This is a genomic window from Blautia sp. DFI.6.71 (assembly GCF_020593585.1).
GTDB classification, from domain to species: Bacteria; Bacillota; Clostridia; order Lachnospirales; family Lachnospiraceae; genus Blautia_A; species Blautia_A wexlerae.
This window is the reverse complement of record NZ_JAJDMJ010000039.1, coordinates 1-14678: the sequence shown is the minus strand read 5'-3', so window position 1 is coordinate 14678 and position 14678 is coordinate 1. Positions and strand designations below refer to the sequence as shown.

The 14678-nt window shown below is 40.5% G+C and carries 15 protein-coding genes; all 15 read left to right on the top strand.

The genetic code is table 11. The annotated features are described in order from the left end of the window. Nucleotides 1-113: 113 nt before the first annotated feature. The 15 genes from LJE12_RS14385 to LJE12_RS21145 all read left to right on the top strand — a co-directional run bounded on the left by LJE12_RS14385 (nucleotide 114) and on the right by LJE12_RS21145 (nucleotide 14554). Nucleotides 114-1565, top strand: a complete 1452-nt coding sequence (locus LJE12_RS14385; protein ID WP_255610856.1) for a sensor domain-containing diguanylate cyclase — start codon at nucleotides 114-116, stop codon at nucleotides 1563-1565. 60 nt (nucleotides 1566-1625) lie between these two features. Continuing rightward, nucleotides 1626-2411, top strand: coding sequence for a hypothetical protein (locus LJE12_RS14380; RefSeq protein ID WP_227227042.1), 786 nt, complete (start codon nucleotides 1626-1628; stop codon nucleotides 2409-2411). Continuing rightward, nucleotides 2402-3676 carry a glycosyltransferase gene (locus tag LJE12_RS14375; protein ID WP_227227043.1) on the top strand — a complete coding sequence of 425 codons (1275 nt, stop codon included), beginning with the start codon at nucleotides 2402-2404 and terminating at the stop codon, nucleotides 3674-3676. Before LJE12_RS14380 ends, LJE12_RS14375 begins: the two co-directional genes overlap by 10 nt. Next, on the top strand, nucleotides 3673-5370 hold the full coding sequence (locus LJE12_RS14370; protein ID WP_227227044.1) for a leucine-rich repeat protein: 1698 nt from the start codon (nucleotides 3673-3675) through the stop codon (nucleotides 5368-5370). Before LJE12_RS14375 ends, LJE12_RS14370 begins: the two co-directional genes overlap by 4 nt. Then, nucleotides 5357-6496 carry a DHHW family protein gene (locus tag LJE12_RS14365; RefSeq protein ID WP_227227045.1) on the top strand — a complete coding sequence of 380 codons (1140 nt, stop codon included), beginning with the start codon at nucleotides 5357-5359 and terminating at the stop codon, nucleotides 6494-6496. The genes LJE12_RS14370 and LJE12_RS14365 overlap by 14 nt, the downstream gene beginning before the upstream one ends. Beyond that, a complete protein-coding gene (locus tag LJE12_RS14360) occupies nucleotides 6477-7070 on the top strand; it encodes a hypothetical protein (RefSeq protein WP_227227046.1) in 594 nt (197 codons plus the stop codon). The genes LJE12_RS14365 and LJE12_RS14360 overlap by 20 nt, the downstream gene beginning before the upstream one ends. Then, nucleotides 7034-7708 carry a polyphosphate polymerase domain-containing protein gene (locus tag LJE12_RS14355; protein ID WP_119243304.1) on the top strand — a complete coding sequence of 225 codons (675 nt, stop codon included), beginning with the start codon at nucleotides 7034-7036 and terminating at the stop codon, nucleotides 7706-7708. Before LJE12_RS14360 ends, LJE12_RS14355 begins: the two co-directional genes overlap by 37 nt. 66 nt (nucleotides 7709-7774) lie before the next feature. Beyond that, the gene (locus LJE12_RS14350; protein ID WP_182437323.1) at nucleotides 7775-8455 is read left to right on the top strand and encodes a DUF4956 domain-containing protein; all 681 of its coding nucleotides are present in this window, start codon (nucleotides 7775-7777) and stop codon (nucleotides 8453-8455) included. A gap of 28 nt (nucleotides 8456-8483) precedes the next feature. Further along, entirely contained in the window at nucleotides 8484-9902 is a 1419-nt protein-coding gene (locus LJE12_RS14345; protein WP_227227047.1) for a CotH kinase family protein, read from the top strand. Between the two features lie 2 nt (nucleotides 9903-9904). After that, entirely contained in the window at nucleotides 9905-11005 is a 1101-nt protein-coding gene (gene wecB, locus LJE12_RS14340; protein WP_227227048.1) for a non-hydrolyzing UDP-N-acetylglucosamine 2-epimerase, read from the top strand. Then, nucleotides 10998-12146 carry a hypothetical protein gene (locus LJE12_RS14335; RefSeq protein WP_227227049.1) on the top strand — a complete coding sequence of 383 codons (1149 nt, stop codon included), beginning with the start codon at nucleotides 10998-11000 and terminating at the stop codon, nucleotides 12144-12146. Before wecB ends, LJE12_RS14335 begins: the two co-directional genes overlap by 8 nt. Nucleotides 12147-12275: 129 nt before the next feature. Beyond that, nucleotides 12276-12710 (top strand): DMT family transporter, encoded by a 435-nt coding sequence (locus LJE12_RS14330; RefSeq protein WP_227227050.1) that lies wholly within the window; start codon nucleotides 12276-12278, stop codon nucleotides 12708-12710. Nucleotides 12711-12806: 96 nt separating this feature from the next. Further along, on the top strand, nucleotides 12807-13688 hold the full coding sequence (locus tag LJE12_RS14325) for a ComEA family DNA-binding protein (RefSeq protein ID WP_227227051.1): 882 nt from the start codon (nucleotides 12807-12809) through the stop codon (nucleotides 13686-13688). 10 nt (nucleotides 13689-13698) lie between these two features. Further along, the gene (locus tag LJE12_RS14320; RefSeq protein ID WP_025578647.1) at nucleotides 13699-14391 is read left to right on the top strand and encodes a response regulator transcription factor; all 693 of its coding nucleotides are present in this window, start codon (nucleotides 13699-13701) and stop codon (nucleotides 14389-14391) included. Nucleotides 14392-14434: 43 nt separating this feature from the next. Next, on the top strand, nucleotides 14435-14554 hold the full coding sequence (locus tag LJE12_RS21145) for a DUF6783 domain-containing protein (RefSeq protein WP_442860798.1): 120 nt from the start codon (nucleotides 14435-14437) through the stop codon (nucleotides 14552-14554). Nucleotides 14555-14678 lie beyond the last annotated feature (124 nt).

Genomic DNA, 14678 nt, shown 5'->3' with positions numbered 1-14678 from the left:
AGGATAACAAATGGGAGTACAGCAAATGGAAGAGCAGAAAATAAAAGAAGGTCTTTCCATCTGGCTTGAATGTAAAAAAATAAGATGAGAACGACATTCAGGAGGAAAGCAACATGAAGACAATCATAAAGTATGAACTGGTCATAAATGAAGCACTTAGATCCGCACTCAATTACCATACACCTGACGAGCAGATTAATGAATTTATCCGCTTTTTCGGCAGACATATCGGTTCTGACAGAATATATATTTTCGAAGATTGTAAAGAAAGACATGGCACAGACAATACGTATGAATGGTGTGCACAGGGAGTAACTCCTGAGATAGACAGATTGCAGAATGTCGATATGGACGTAATAAAGTGGTGGTATGATACGTTTTCCAGGGGCGAAAGTATCATTATCACTGATATAGAAGATATCAAAGAAGAACATCGCGTATCATATGATATGTTAAAAGCGCAGAATGTGAGAAATGTGGTGGTATGTCCTTTGCGTTATAAAGATGAGATAAGTGGTTTTTTCGGTGTGGATAATCCTCCAAAGAGTGATTACAGGGGACTTACTACTTTTCTGGATATGATAGGAACGCTTCTTATCTCATTTCTGAAATTGCGTAATTCGTTTATAAAGTCAAATAAAGAGGCAAAGCTCAGCAGTTATTCGTCGCTTTCCAAAATCTATGCATCTATGTATTTGGTTGATGTGCAGACAAAAAGATATCATATTATAAAAATGACAGATCAGATTGCGGAATATTTGGGAAAAGATTTTAAAATGGGAGAATATGAAATCAGAGATGATTTTTGCGGACATATCAAGAATATCGCTGAGAAAATGTGTACGGAATCACAACTTCAGGAATCACTGGAGTTTGTAGATATCAGTACGCTGGAAGAACGGCTTCTTGGAGAAAACAGCATAACACATGAATTTACAGATAAAATATCAGGCTGGAACCGAAGCAGATTTATTCCTGTAGACTACGATGAAGATGGAAAACTTCTGCATGTACTTTTCTGTATTGAGTGTATAGAAGAAGAAAAAAAGCGTGAGAACAGGCTGATTTATCTGGCGCAGACAGATCTTATGACAGGATTATGTAATCGTGGAAGCGGAGAAAAAAAGATTACTGAATTTTTAAAGGAAAAAACAGGAGGATTGCTTTGCCTGGTCGACTGTGACAAATTTAAATCCATCAATGACAATTACGGACACTCTGTAGGAGATAAGGTGATCATAGCCATTGCGGAGAAACTACAGAAAACATGTCGTGACAGCGATGTGGTTTTGCGGCTCGGAGGTGATGAGTTCGCCATGTTTATACCGGGAATGCTGAAACAAAGGGTAGCAGAGAAATTTTTTGAGAGATTTTTTGAAAATATCCGACAGATTGATATCATAGAGATGCAGGGAAAGAGCATAGAAATAAGTCTAGGTGCGTGTTTTTATAATGGATATGAAGAGGTTTCTTTTGATCAGCTGTACAGAAAGGCTGACAGGGCAATGTATCAGAGTAAAAAGCAGAAAGGCTGCAGTGCTGTAATTTATGGGGAGGAGATGTAAAAAATTCCGGAAGATTCAGGTTATGAGCTGCGTAGCGAAACGGAACAAAAGGAGGAGTCTATGAAAGAAAAGAAAGTAATTGATTACACCAGAACCTATCGAAGAATTGAGGCAGATAAAAAGAAATGTATTCTGTATATTGTCATACTTATCCTGCTTGGTTTTCTGCTTATGTGGACTCAGATCGATGATCTGACCAGGATAATCTGTAAGATATGTGCCGGTGTTTTAAAGAAATATGAACCGCATATGTATGTAGGAATCCGTTCAGAAACTTATCCTCTGTTTGGAAAAATCAGCTATCTCAGTGCAGGAACCGTATATCCGGGAATACAGTTAAGCCTTATAAATACAGGAATTTCTCTTGGAGTAATCCTTCTTCTGGCGGGACTTCCATGGAAGGGTCGTCCTCTTGCCATTTATCTGATCCTGTGCAGTGCGATTCATCTGATAAACAGTCTGTGGTTTGTGTTTGGGGAAAAATATTTTCCGTATACTTTAACTGTTTATTCAAACCTATATATGCTTCAGGAAATTGGCATATGGGTGATGTTTTTTGTTATGACAGTTATGGTCACTGGAATTATAGGAGACAGGGGAGTGATCTATAAGCTTTTGACCCTTCTTGCGGTAATGTTGTATTCCATTGTATTTGGAACTGTTCGCTATGTGATTTTTATCTGGCTTCTGTACAGATTCTCTGTGATCTATATGGCGTTCTTCTACTTTATGATAGGTCCTATGTTTGATTTTTTGTATCTGGTTATGATTTATGCAGTGTTTATCAACCGCATGATCGGTGTTTACGATTCAAGGAAGGGAAGGGAGGTATGGAAATGGTCGTAGCTATTATGAAAGGTTATACGATTTTTGTTATTGTCCTGATGCTTCTGTACACAGCCAGACATTTTTATTTTACAATTGTAAGACTTCTGGGCAGGCAGCGTCTCTATTACAATGATATTCTTACAGACAGGATGAAAAGTATTTCCGTACTGATCCCCATGCATAATGAGGAACAGGTGCTTTCCAATGTTCTGGATTCTCTGCTGAAATGTGAGTATGACAGGGACAGACTTGAAATTATTCCGATCAATGATAATTCTACAGACCGTACAAGGGAAATGTTGGATGAGTATCACAGAAAGTATGAGTTTATACGTCCCCTTCACAGAGACTGTCCGGACAGAGGAAAACCGGTAGGTCTGAATGATGCAATGAAGCTGGCAAAAGGGGAGATCATCATTGTATTTGATGCGGATTACAGACCTGCCAGAAATATGCTGAAACAGATTGCGCTGGGATTTGAGGATCCGCAGGTAGGTGCAGTTATGGGGCGGGTGATACCGTACAATACCAACACAAATATGCTGACCAGACTTATTAATCTGGAACGGTCCGGAGGATATCAGGTAGATCAGCAGGCACGATATAACCTGAAAACAATTCCGCAGTATGGCGGGACAGTAGGGGGATTTCGCAAAGATTTTCTGTTAGAAACAGGTGGTTTTAATCCAAAGGTTCTGGCAGAAGATACGGAACTTACATATCGACTTTTTACCAATGGCTGGAAGGTTGTATACGCTAATTCAGCGGAATGTTATGAAGAGTCCCCGGAAAGCTGGAATGTGAGAGGCAGACAGATCAGACGTTGGTCAAGAGGGCATAATGAAGTATTGTTCCGCTATCTGATCCCTACGATCACAACTCCTTATATGGGGCTGTTTCAGAAGATAGATGGTTTGTTTCTGCTTTTTATCTATTCAGTACCTGTATTTCTGCTAGTGGGCTGGGTAGTTTCCCTTGGATTATTTTTCCTGGGTGAAATGCAGATATTCAGTGGCTGGTGGGTTATATTGTTTTTGGGAATTTATAATTCCCTTGGAAATTTTGCACCATTTTTTGAGATAGGTACCTCGTTGATCATTGACGGACTTCCCGGAGAGGCATTGCTTCTGCCCCTTATGATGTTTAACTTTTTCTTCTATATGTGGAATATCTCTCTGGGATTCTGGGATGCAGTGGTAGATACTGTTACCGGAAGAGGTGTGAAATGGGATAAGACAGTGCGGTTTACTGTGCAGAAAACAGAAAAGGAGGCTGAAAAATGAAAGTATGGATTTTGATTTTTGTCTGTATGTTCTCTATGCCTCTGTTGGTCGCAGTATTGCATTTCAGGATGAGAAAAGGGCAGATCCTGAAAATAAGGCAGGATTATGTGAAAAATGCCAGATATTTTGGCCAAAGCTTTTCTTCTCTGGTGGAAAAAGCCCTTCCGGAAATGAAGAATGGTATGATCATGCTTTCAAGACAGGAAAAGGTGTTGGAAACAGATGGAAGCCAGGAGTTTGTGCAGCCTGACATTGAAGATCTGGTCATTGCCAGAAATACCATCTTTTGTCCGCAGCAAGAGGATTTACATTTCCAAAAAGAAATCTACAGTGAAAAAGATGCGTTGTTTGTAAAAGAAAATATACGACTCCGGGCTGTATACAGCAAAAAAAGACTGCTTTTCGGAAATAAGATCCGGCTGCTCAGATGGGCAGATGCGGAATGTGCGGTTGCAGTTTATGATGAATGTGATCTGGGTGAAAGGGTATCAAGCGGAGAACAGCTTGTGATAGGCTTTGACAATATTTTTCACAGTCTGTATGCACCGGTAATCCGTTTGGGACAGCGTTCGGAGGAACCTGACCGGTTTATGGAGGGACGTGATCCCAGAATATTTCGTATGCCGGTAATGAATAGTCATGAATATAACAGGCATTACATAGATGATGATATGGTCACGGAAAGTGGGACAGTTCCTTATACGATTATTTCCCGTGGGGATATAAAGGTGATAGAGGATATTATCCTGCAGGGAGATATCCACAGTGATGAGTCTGTAAGAATCATGGAAAATGCATCGGTGCTTGGAAATATTTTCGCAGAGAAGGATATACTTCTGGAAAAAAATACAACAGTGCTTGGAAACATTTTTACACAGGGCAACATTATATTTGAAGAAGGCGCCAGTGCAGGTCAGCCGGATAAGATTACTTCAGTTGTCGCCCGCGGAAAAATAACGTTTTATGGCAGCAATTATGTTTATGGATATGTGGTTTCAGAGGGCGGTGGAAAAATCCTGAAATCGGACAGAGAGGTATTGGGAGAGTATTGTTTTCCAGGAGAACCTGTTCATAAAGAAAGAATTATTTTCCAGAATCTGTCGGAATATGAAAATGTTGATTTTCAGGGATTTCGAGGAGATATATACGTAAAAGAAGCGGTTATTCCTGAAGGTGCATCAATTATTCCGAAGAGTCAGTTTTTTGGATGCAGAAGTCTTGAGAAGGTGTATCTGCCGGAGAGCGTTTCTGTTATTGAGGACTATGCATTTGCTGACTGTCATGTATTGAAAGTATGGGAGAGTATAGAAAAGCTTTCACTGAAATCAGTAGGGATATCAGCTTTTGAAAACTGTTATGCACTGGAATTTATAAGTCTTCCGGATTCCCTGACTGTGATTGAAGGAGCTGCATTTGCGGAATGTGTGTCTGTTAATAAACTGATATTTTCAGATACCTCTCTGTTAAAGAAAATAGGTGATCATGCTTTTCGGGGATGTAAAAATCTGAAAGAGGTATACCTGCCGGACAGTGTGGAATATGTAGGAGTCAGTGCATTCAGAGATTGTGTTTCTCTTGAACAGATTTCCGTATCAGAGAAAATAAAAAATCAGCCGGGTATTGCAGAATTGGAGAAAAACTGTCCAAATGCCAGAATCAGGTTCAGGGAGGTGAATTCAGTTGAAAAAGAATAAAACCGTAGAACTGTTTCTTGTTTTGCTCATTTTGATTATAATGTCTGCAGGAATTCTGATCCTACAGAATGGAATGGAAAAATTGCAGAATGTTAAGCAGCAAAGCGTATATGTTCCGGAAACAAGGGATTTGTATAACAACTATGGCTTAAAAAATGACCAGTCTCTTTCAAAAACCAAAATCCTGGAAACTCAGGATCAGGTAATCTATACAGATCGTATCTTTAATATAAATCAGATTTCCAAGGATCATATTTCATATGCGGCAGATATTATGAAAGCATTACAGAAAAAGAGTGGAAAAGATACTTATATTATGCCGATACCGGAAAGAGCGGTATTTGAAAGTGGATATGAAAATGAAAAGGAAAAATACAGTGATTTTATAGAAAAACTGGAATCCTCTTTTTCAGATCCTTCAGTGGTTTTAAATCCGCTGTCTGAACTGGAGAAACATCAGTATGAATATATTTATTTCAGAACTAGAAATAGCTGGACAATGCGTGGGGCATTTTACGGGACGCAGGTGATTTTGGAAGAACTTGGATATGATAAGGAGAACCTGGATGCTTACCGTGAATATGTTTTTGGAACTTTTGATGGAAAACTTCTTTTGGAAGCGTTAGAAAAGTATACGACAGACGAAATAAAGAAAGATATAGAAAACATGGAACAGGAACCATTCTATATTTATATCAATGGTTCAAATCCCAATCGCGAAGAATTAATCTTTGAAAACAAAGAAGGGCAACTGCAGACACTAAAAAGACAAATGATACAGTTTAATAGCAGCGGAAGTCGTGCAGTCATTGGTTCAGATTATGCTCATAGTATAGTGGAAGGAAGAGGAAAAGGACAGAGGAAAGGAAATCTTCTTCTTATTGCAGATACAAGAGGGAAGATGATGATCTCTTATCTTTCAGAAATCTTTGAAAAGGTTTACGTGTCTAATATATATGAAGATACAGATCTTATACAGAATCTGGATGAAGTACTGGAAAAATATAATATAGAATATGTTATATGGGCACAGGATGTTGCTGAAACAGGAAATAAATCCTATATGAAAGCATTGAATCCACTTTTAATGGAAGGAGGAGTGTCTGATGTCGGAACTGATCCTTAAGGGAACTGACCTGTTTATGAAAAAAACAGGAAGTGCAGACAATCTTCATATAAGCGGAAATACAGAAAGAATGCTGTTTCTGATCCTTGGGATCCTGCTAGTTTTTGCAGGAGCTAAGATGTATCGTCTGATCGTTTCCTTCATAATGTTCTGGGGAGTGACGATTGTATTATGTACTGTTATGAACGGAAAAACCGGATGGGGGACGATCGTAACTGCATTTACGATACTTGGATGTCTGATGGGATACATGGCATTTAAGTGGAAAACAGCAGATTCCATGATATTGTCTGCCATGACTGCTGCGGCAGTTGTATGGATGTGTTATCCATTCTGGTGGGCTGCAGTTATTTCCGCTGCAGGAGCTGCAGCTGCAGCTGCCTTTTTTCCTCTGGAGGGAGCAATCCTTTCTTCTGTTATAGCAGGAATGTTTCTTCTTCATGAGACGGGAGTCAGATATGTGGTTTTGCTGACAGTATGCGGACTCCTGTTCCAGATAGTTCTGTTTGAACGAAAATCAGAGAGGGGGCGTAAGATTTGGAAACGGTTTTTCGTAAAGAAATCAAATATCTGATCAGCCGCAGAGAGGCCATGATTCTTCAACAGAAGCTGGATGGAATTATGGAAAGAGATATCCATGGAGAAAATGGCAGATATTTTATCAGATCTCAGTATTATGATTCCATAGACGATCAGGATTTATGGGATAATCTGGATGGAATGTATGAAAAAAGGAAGATCCGTTTAAGAATTTATTCACTGGGTGATTTATCTGCAAAGCTGGAGTTTAAATGCAAAAACGGATTTGACGGAGTGAAATATTCCTTACCTGTCAGCCGCGAACAGGCACTTCGGATGGAACAGGGAGATGCGTCATTTCTTTTGGAATATGAAACAGAGCTGGCTATGAGATTATATTTGCGGATTACACAGGGCTGTTACCGTCCAAAGACGATTATAGATTATCAGAGGCTGGCATTTGCTTATCCTGCTGGTGATGTAAGGATCACTTTTGACACGGACATCAGAGGGGCTTTATATCCATATGGTCTGTTCGAGGAGGTTGGAACAGATGCGCTGGGCAGTACAGAGCAGGTACTGATGGAAGTAAAATATACAGGATTCCTGCCGGATATGATTGCTGAGACATTGAAAGAAGCGGATGAACTGTCCACCAGCCACAGCAAATATTCCAGAGCCAGAATGATGTGACTGTAAGTTTTACATACGGCAGACCGGAGACCGTTAGTAAACCGGATGCCGGGATTGGAGAGAGATATGAGAGAATTTATCGTAGAAAATCTGACAAATACAGAAGCACTGAGTGTGACTGTAATTTTAATGAATAATGTGATCGCACTGATCGTTGCTTTTTTTATCATGTTTACTTATAAAATTTCTTATGCAGGGCCTGCATACAGCAGAAAATTTAATATTTCAATCGGATCAATCACGATCATCACAGCTATGATCATGAGTATTATCAGTAATAATATTGCATTGTCCCTTGGTATGGTCGGTGCTCTTTCTATTATAAGATTTCGTACTGCTGTAAAGGATGTAAGAGATGCTACTTATATTTTCTGGGCAATCGCGGCAGGCATTGGCTGCGGGGTATCTCAGTATGCACTTATTGTTATTGGTTCTGCGTTTTTACTTCTTTTTCTTATTATTACAAGGAAGGGATTCACATCCTGTAATAAGCTGCTGGTTGTTCAGGGAAAACCTGAATGCTTACATAAAACAGAGGCAGCAGTGGATACATTTTTTGCCGGAAAGGTACATGTTTCCATGAGAAATGTTACAGAAAACAGCTTTGAACTGGTTTATTCTATCGGAGAGGGAATCCTGTATAAAGCTGCAAAAGAAAATCAGATGGATATTTCAGAGAAACTGATTAAAATCGATGGCGTAAAAAGGGTAAATATAGTTGACCAGAAGGATGAACTTTCGCAGTAAAAAGGCTGCCTGACTGAGAGGTGTTGCTATGAAAAGGATAAGACGTATCCTTTTATGTATTCTGATGATAACAGTTCTCTGTGGAATATCCATTGTGGGAAATTCTGTTGTAAAGTCAGAAAATAAGTCAAAGGAAAAAAAGAGAACCGCTATCACGAAAGAAGAAATGAAGGAGTGGGATGCACCTGACGAGGAGATACTGGAATACTATGATCTGGGAAAGTTCTCTACTACACTTCCGGTAATCTATATGAATACAATGGGACAGCAGATCCTGAAGGAGAATGCAATCTGGGGAAATATTGCTCTGCTGGATGGAAACGGAGAGGAGCAATCTGTTTTCTCTGTCCCCAATTCGATATACCGTGCTACGATCAAATACAGAGGAGCATCTTCTTATAGCAAATTTGATAAAAAGCAGTATCGCATTAAATTTTATAAAAATAAAAAAGACAGTGCAAAAAAAGTATCTCTTGCAGGAATGGGAGCAAACAGTGAATGGATACTGAATGGACCTTATCTTGATAAGACGCTGATCAGGAATAAACTGGTATATGATCTGGCAAGGGAATTAAATGGATGGGCTCCCGACACCCGATTTGTGGAATTGTTTGTTGATGGAGAGTATCAGGGAGTTTATCTGGCAGTGGAACCTGTGACAAACGGAGAAAGCAGACTGCGTCTCTCGGAATTTGGTTTGTTGTCCGGAGAAACTGCATATGTTGTAAACAGAGACAGAATCGATACAGGAAATGAAGAGATAGAAACCTGGGGAAAGACGGAAGGTCATACATATAACGCTCTATATATAAGATATCCATCAGAAAATAAAATAACGGAAAAACAAAAAGAATATATAAAAAATGATATTTCTGAATTTGAACAGGTTTTATATGGAAAGAATTTCAGTGACAAAAGAATCGGCTATCAGGCATATATAGACATGGATAACTGGGTGGATTATTTTATTATAAATGAATTTGCCATGAATTATGATGCTGGTAATCTTTCTACTTATGTGTATAAAGAACTGGGAGGAAAGCTACAGCTTGCTGTATGGGACTTTAACAATGGATTTGATAATTATCAGTGGTTTCGTACAGAAACAGATGCCCTTTATACTGTGGAAAATTCATGGTTTGAAAGGCTGTGGCAGGATAAAACTTTCAGAAAATGTGTCTGTGAAAGATATAGACAATTACGAAAAACTACACTCTCTGATGAATATATCTATGACAAAATAGCATCTTATCAGGAGGAACTGGGAGATGCTGTGGACAGAAACTTTAAAGTGTGGGGATATTCTTTTGATGAGACTCTGTTAGCCGGAACCACTAAAGAGGGCACATCGAGGGATATCGGAAGTTACGAAGAAGCTGTGAAACAACTGACAGATACTATCCGCGAAAGACTTGCGTATCTGGATAAAGAACTGGGAGGAAATTGAGAATGAAAAAAGTACTGGTGATTTTTGGAACAAGACCGGAAGCAATTAAAATGTGCCCTCTTGTTCTTGAACTGAAAAAAAGTGAAAAACTGGAAACTCTGGTGTGTGTCACAGGACAGCACAGGGAAATGCTGAAGCAGGTTCTGGATATTTTTAAAGTGGTTCCGGATTATGATATGGCGATCATGAAAAAAGGGCAGGATCTTACAGATGTGACAACGGCTATCCTTACAGGAATGAGGGAAATCCTGAGAAAGGAAAAACCGGATATTGTGCTGGTCCATGGAGATACGTCTACTGCATTTGCCGCATCTCTGGCTGCATTTTACCAGCAGATCCCGGTAGGACATGTGGAAGCGGGACTTCGTACTTATAATATGAAATCTCCCTATCCGGAAGAATTTAACAGGCAGGCCATTGGACTTACTGCCAGCCTGCATTTTGCACCGACTCAGAAAGCAGCGGATGCACTGCTGAAAGAGGGTAAGAATCCAGAGCAGATTTTTATTACAGGAAATACAGGAATTGATGCTTTACACTACACGGTGCGAAATGATTTTTATCATCCTGAGACAGAATGGGCAAAAGGCAGCAGACTGATCGCTGTGACAGCACACAGAAGGGAGAATCTGGGAGAACCCATGCGTGATATGTTCCGGGCTATACGCAGGATCGTGGAGGAATTTACAGATGTGAAGGTTATTTATCCTGTACATTTGAATCCGCAGGTCAGAAAAATTGCAGATGAGGAATTTGGTGGATGTGAGAGAATACATCTGATCGAACCACTGGATGTGGTAGAATTCCATAACCTGATGAAAGCCAGTTATCTGATCATGACTGACAGTGGCGGAATCCAGGAAGAAGCTCCTGCGCTGGGAAAACCTGTACTGGTCATGAGAGATACAACAGAACGTCCGGAAGGTGTGGAAGCAGGAACCTTAAAGCTTGCAGGCACGAAGATGGAGGATATTTACAGAGAGTGCAGGCGTCTTCTTACAGAGCCGGAGATTTACAGAAAGATGAGTGAGGCCAAAAATCCTTATGGTGATGGGACTGCAAGTATTCAAATCAGAAAAATCCTGGAGGATATAGATGCATGAGCATAAACAGAATCAATGCAAAAGAAAAGTGAAACATCGAAAGAACGTGATGGGACTTATTATATTTTGCATAACTGTGGGGATTGCATTTATGTTTACTTATTATCAGAACCTGAGAAAAGAAATATCTGCCCGGCAGAAATGGCTGGAAACAGTCCTGATTGGAGAAAAAAAGTGGATTCTTGAGAATCAGGGTCCTGAGGGTGAAATCTATATGAATGGAAGCAGAGCCGGAGATGTTAATCCATACTTTGCATGTATGGCTGCATTGGGGCTTCTGGCAGAAACAGATAATTGCCCAATGACTGAAACCGAGAAAAAAGCTGTTGGCAGATATCTGGACTGGCATACCGGGATTTTGCTGGAAACAGATGGAAAAATGGGAATCTACAGGAAAGAGAGAGGGAAACTTATTTATAAAGAAAAGGCTGATTCTGAAGACGGATATTTTGGTATGTACCTTTTTCTTATGGGAAAATATCTGGAAAAGACAGAGAGTACAGACCTGCCGGAATACTGGAAAAAGGGAATCAGCCTTGCATTAAAAAAGATTCAAAGCCTGATGCAGGATGGAATCACACAGGTCTCAGAAGAAAATACAACAGCTTATCTGATGGATAATCTGGAAGTATGGAAAGGCCTGTACGAACTGGAACATGCAGGACTGGAAGATACGCAGGCAATCAGTGAAATGCGTGAAAAGATACAGGCACAGATAGAAAAGACATTCTGGGATGATACGAATCAAAGATGGAGAATTATTGGAAACAGTGATCTGTATCACCAGGCAGAATTTTATCCGGATGGTGTTGCTCAGATTTATCCGCTGATCTATGAATTTCCGGTAAAAGAGAAGAAAAAGCAAAAAATATTATATGATCAGTTTACGGAAAAGTTTCAGTGGCAAAAACTGAATAAAAAAAGAACCGGCTTTTTGTGGGCAATGACAGGAATGGCCGCTGCACAGATGGGGGATATCAATAACCTTGTGGAATTGATAGGGAATTATGAAGCAGAATACTGTGAGAACCGAAAATATCCGTTATATACAGGCGAAGCAGGATGGATATGCATGGAATGTGGGAAATTGTATGGATTATATGAAAGAAAAATAAAAACAGGATTTATACTGTGTGCATGATTTTACGCGGAATGAATAAACTAATAATAAGGAATAAAAGAGGTACTGCTAAACGGCGGTGCCTCTTTTCGGTACAAGAATGATTACCGAAGTAAGCAGAATGATCATATTATCCAGGAGGGCATATTTATGTGGGGATTTATAGTGGCATTGATTTCGGGGGCACTGATGAGTATTCAGGGAGTTTTTAATACGGAAGTGACAAAGCAGACCAGCCTTTGGGTATCAACCGGCTGGGTGCAGCTGTCAGCCTTTGCAGTCTGTGTTCTGGCCTGGCTTTTCACAGGACGGGAAAGTGTGGCTACACTCTGGCAGGTGGACAATAAATATACACTCCTTGGCGGAGTGATCGGAGCGTTTATTACCATTACAGTAATCCAGAGTATGGGAGCCCTTGGACCTGCAAAGGCAGCAATGCTGATCGTTATTTCGCAGCTGGCAGTTGCTTATGTAATTGAATTATTTGGATTGTTTGGGGTAGATAAAGAACCCTTTGAATGGCGCAAAATCCTTGGATTGCTGATCGCGATTTCCGGAATTGTTATATTTAAGTGGCAAAAATAAGAGTTTACTATTGTAAAATCATTAAGATTTCGTTACAATAAGGGTGGCATTATGGACAGGGGGACTCTTACTCTGAGAAATAAGAGGAGGACCCTTATGATAAAAATAAAAAACAGATATTGTTATACTGTGACACTGATATTATGTGGAACTTTGTTTCTTACAGGACTGACAGGATGTAAGAGCAGAGAGGCACAGTTTCTGATTGAAGGACTGCAGGAAGCGAAAGCAGAGGTGGATGCGGAGTCATCAGAAGAGAAAACATCAGGACAGAAGTCGAAGAAAGATACAGATGAGAAGAAAGCTGATACAGAAGACCGACAGAATGATGGTGGCAATTCTGCAGAGTTCCGGAAAAAACAGGCAGAATCAGATAGTTCAGATGCAGGTAATGGGACAGGAAGTGATTCCGGGAAACATACTTCAGATGCTGATATAGATAATGGGTCAGAAGCAGTTTCTGACAAGGAAATGCAGCAGGCGATGATCTATGTTGATGTCTGCGGAGCAGTTGCGAATCCGGGAGTTTTTCAGCTGGCAGCCGGGAGCCGGGTGTTTCAGGCGATTGAGGCAGCGGGAGGATATCTTCCCGAGGCAGCTCTAACCTGTGTAAACCGTGCTGGAGTTCTGACAGATGGACAGCAGCTTTATATTCTCACACAGGAAGAGATGGAGCGGCAGGGGCTGGATCCTGCAGAGATGGCCGGAGCATCAGATGGACAGATGAATGGAAGTGCCGGGACAGGACAGAACACAGGGATGACCGCTCAGGTTCAGCAGGATAACAGGATCAACATAAATACAGCAGATGAAGCTCAGCTCACCACGCTGACGGGGATTGGTGCAACACGTGCGCAGGCAATCATTGCCTACAGAGAAGAGAACGGGCCATTTGCTGCGATAGAGGATATTATGAATGTACAGGGTATCAAAGAAGGTACTTTTGCAAAGATAAAAGATGAGATAGTAGTAGGATAAGGAGAACCGAATGAGCAGGAAAGTTTTGGTAGTAGATGATGAGAAACTGATCGTAAAAGGAATCCGTTTTAGTCTGGAACAGGATGGTATGGAGGTAGACTGCGCTTATGATGGAGAAGAGGCAGTAGAGAAAGCAAAAGATAAAAAATATGATATTATCCTTCTGGATCTGATGCTGCCGAAGATGGACGGGCTGGAAGTATGCCAGCAGATCCGCGAATTTTCCAATGTGCCGATCGTGATGCTGACAGCTAAGGGCGAGGATATGGATAAGATCCTTGGTCTTGAATATGGTGCGGATGATTATATCACCAAACCGTTCAATATCCTGGAAGTTAAGGCACGTATCAAAGCGATCATGCGCCGTGCGGGAAGCGACCACGAGGAGAAAGAAAAGGCAAAGAGCATTCAGGTGGGCGATCTTCGTATGGACTGTGAAGGCAGACGTGTATTTATTGCAGGTAGAGAGATTAATCTGACAGCAAAGGAATTTGATGTACTGGAGCTTCTGGTATTTAATCCGAATAAGGTTTACAGTCGTGAGAACCTGCTGAACATTGTGTGGGGATATGAGTATCCGGGTGATGTACGTACTGTGGATGTACATATCCGCCGTCTCCGTGAGAAGATTGAGACAAACCCAAGTGAACCGAAATATGTACACACCAAATGGGGTGTCGGATATTATTTCCAGGCTCAATAAAAAGAACGTGTGAAACAGACAGACCGCATTTTATGAAACAAAAATCATAAAATGTGGTCTGTTTTTTGTTAGGACTGATTGTGATGCACATCTTGCAGAAAGCCTTTTTCAGACACGCTCTAGAGAAAGAATGGCAGTTCAGTTTGATTTAGTTTACATCTGAGATGGTTTAGTATTGAATAATTGCGCGTCGCATTCTCGTTACTTTAGTGATACTTAGTGATGAGTTAGAGCTTGAATGAAAAAGTAAATTCTACATTCTAATATACCTTGATTTTATGCGGGAT

What these genes read in the sequence shown, in the direction of transcription:
- LJE12_RS14385 (WP_255610856.1), top strand. Translation starts at nt 114, where the DNA reads ATGAAGACAATCATAAAGTATGAACTGGTCATAAATGAAGCACTTAGA.
- LJE12_RS14380 (WP_227227042.1), top strand. Translation starts at nt 1,626, where the DNA reads ATGAAAGAAAAGAAAGTAATTGATTACACCAGAACCTATCGAAGAATT.
- LJE12_RS14375 (WP_227227043.1), top strand. Translation starts at nt 2,402, where the DNA reads ATGGTCGTAGCTATTATGAAAGGTTATACGATTTTTGTTATTGTCCTG.
- LJE12_RS14370 (WP_227227044.1), top strand. Translation starts at nt 3,673, where the DNA reads ATGAAAGTATGGATTTTGATTTTTGTCTGTATGTTCTCTATGCCTCTG.
- LJE12_RS14360 (WP_227227046.1), top strand. Translation starts at nt 6,477, where the DNA reads ATGTCGGAACTGATCCTTAAGGGAACTGACCTGTTTATGAAAAAAACA.
- LJE12_RS14350 (WP_182437323.1), top strand. Translation starts at nt 7,775, where the DNA reads ATGAGAGAATTTATCGTAGAAAATCTGACAAATACAGAAGCACTGAGT.
- LJE12_RS14345 (WP_227227047.1), top strand. Translation starts at nt 8,484, where the DNA reads ATGAAAAGGATAAGACGTATCCTTTTATGTATTCTGATGATAACAGTT.
- wecB (WP_227227048.1), top strand. Translation starts at nt 9,905, where the DNA reads ATGAAAAAAGTACTGGTGATTTTTGGAACAAGACCGGAAGCAATTAAA.
- LJE12_RS14335 (WP_227227049.1), top strand. Translation starts at nt 10,998, where the DNA reads ATGCATGAGCATAAACAGAATCAATGCAAAAGAAAAGTGAAACATCGA.
- LJE12_RS14330 (WP_227227050.1), top strand. Translation starts at nt 12,276, where the DNA reads ATGTGGGGATTTATAGTGGCATTGATTTCGGGGGCACTGATGAGTATT.
- LJE12_RS14325 (WP_227227051.1), top strand. Translation starts at nt 12,807, where the DNA reads ATGATAAAAATAAAAAACAGATATTGTTATACTGTGACACTGATATTA.
- LJE12_RS14320 (WP_025578647.1), top strand. Translation starts at nt 13,699, where the DNA reads ATGAGCAGGAAAGTTTTGGTAGTAGATGATGAGAAACTGATCGTAAAA.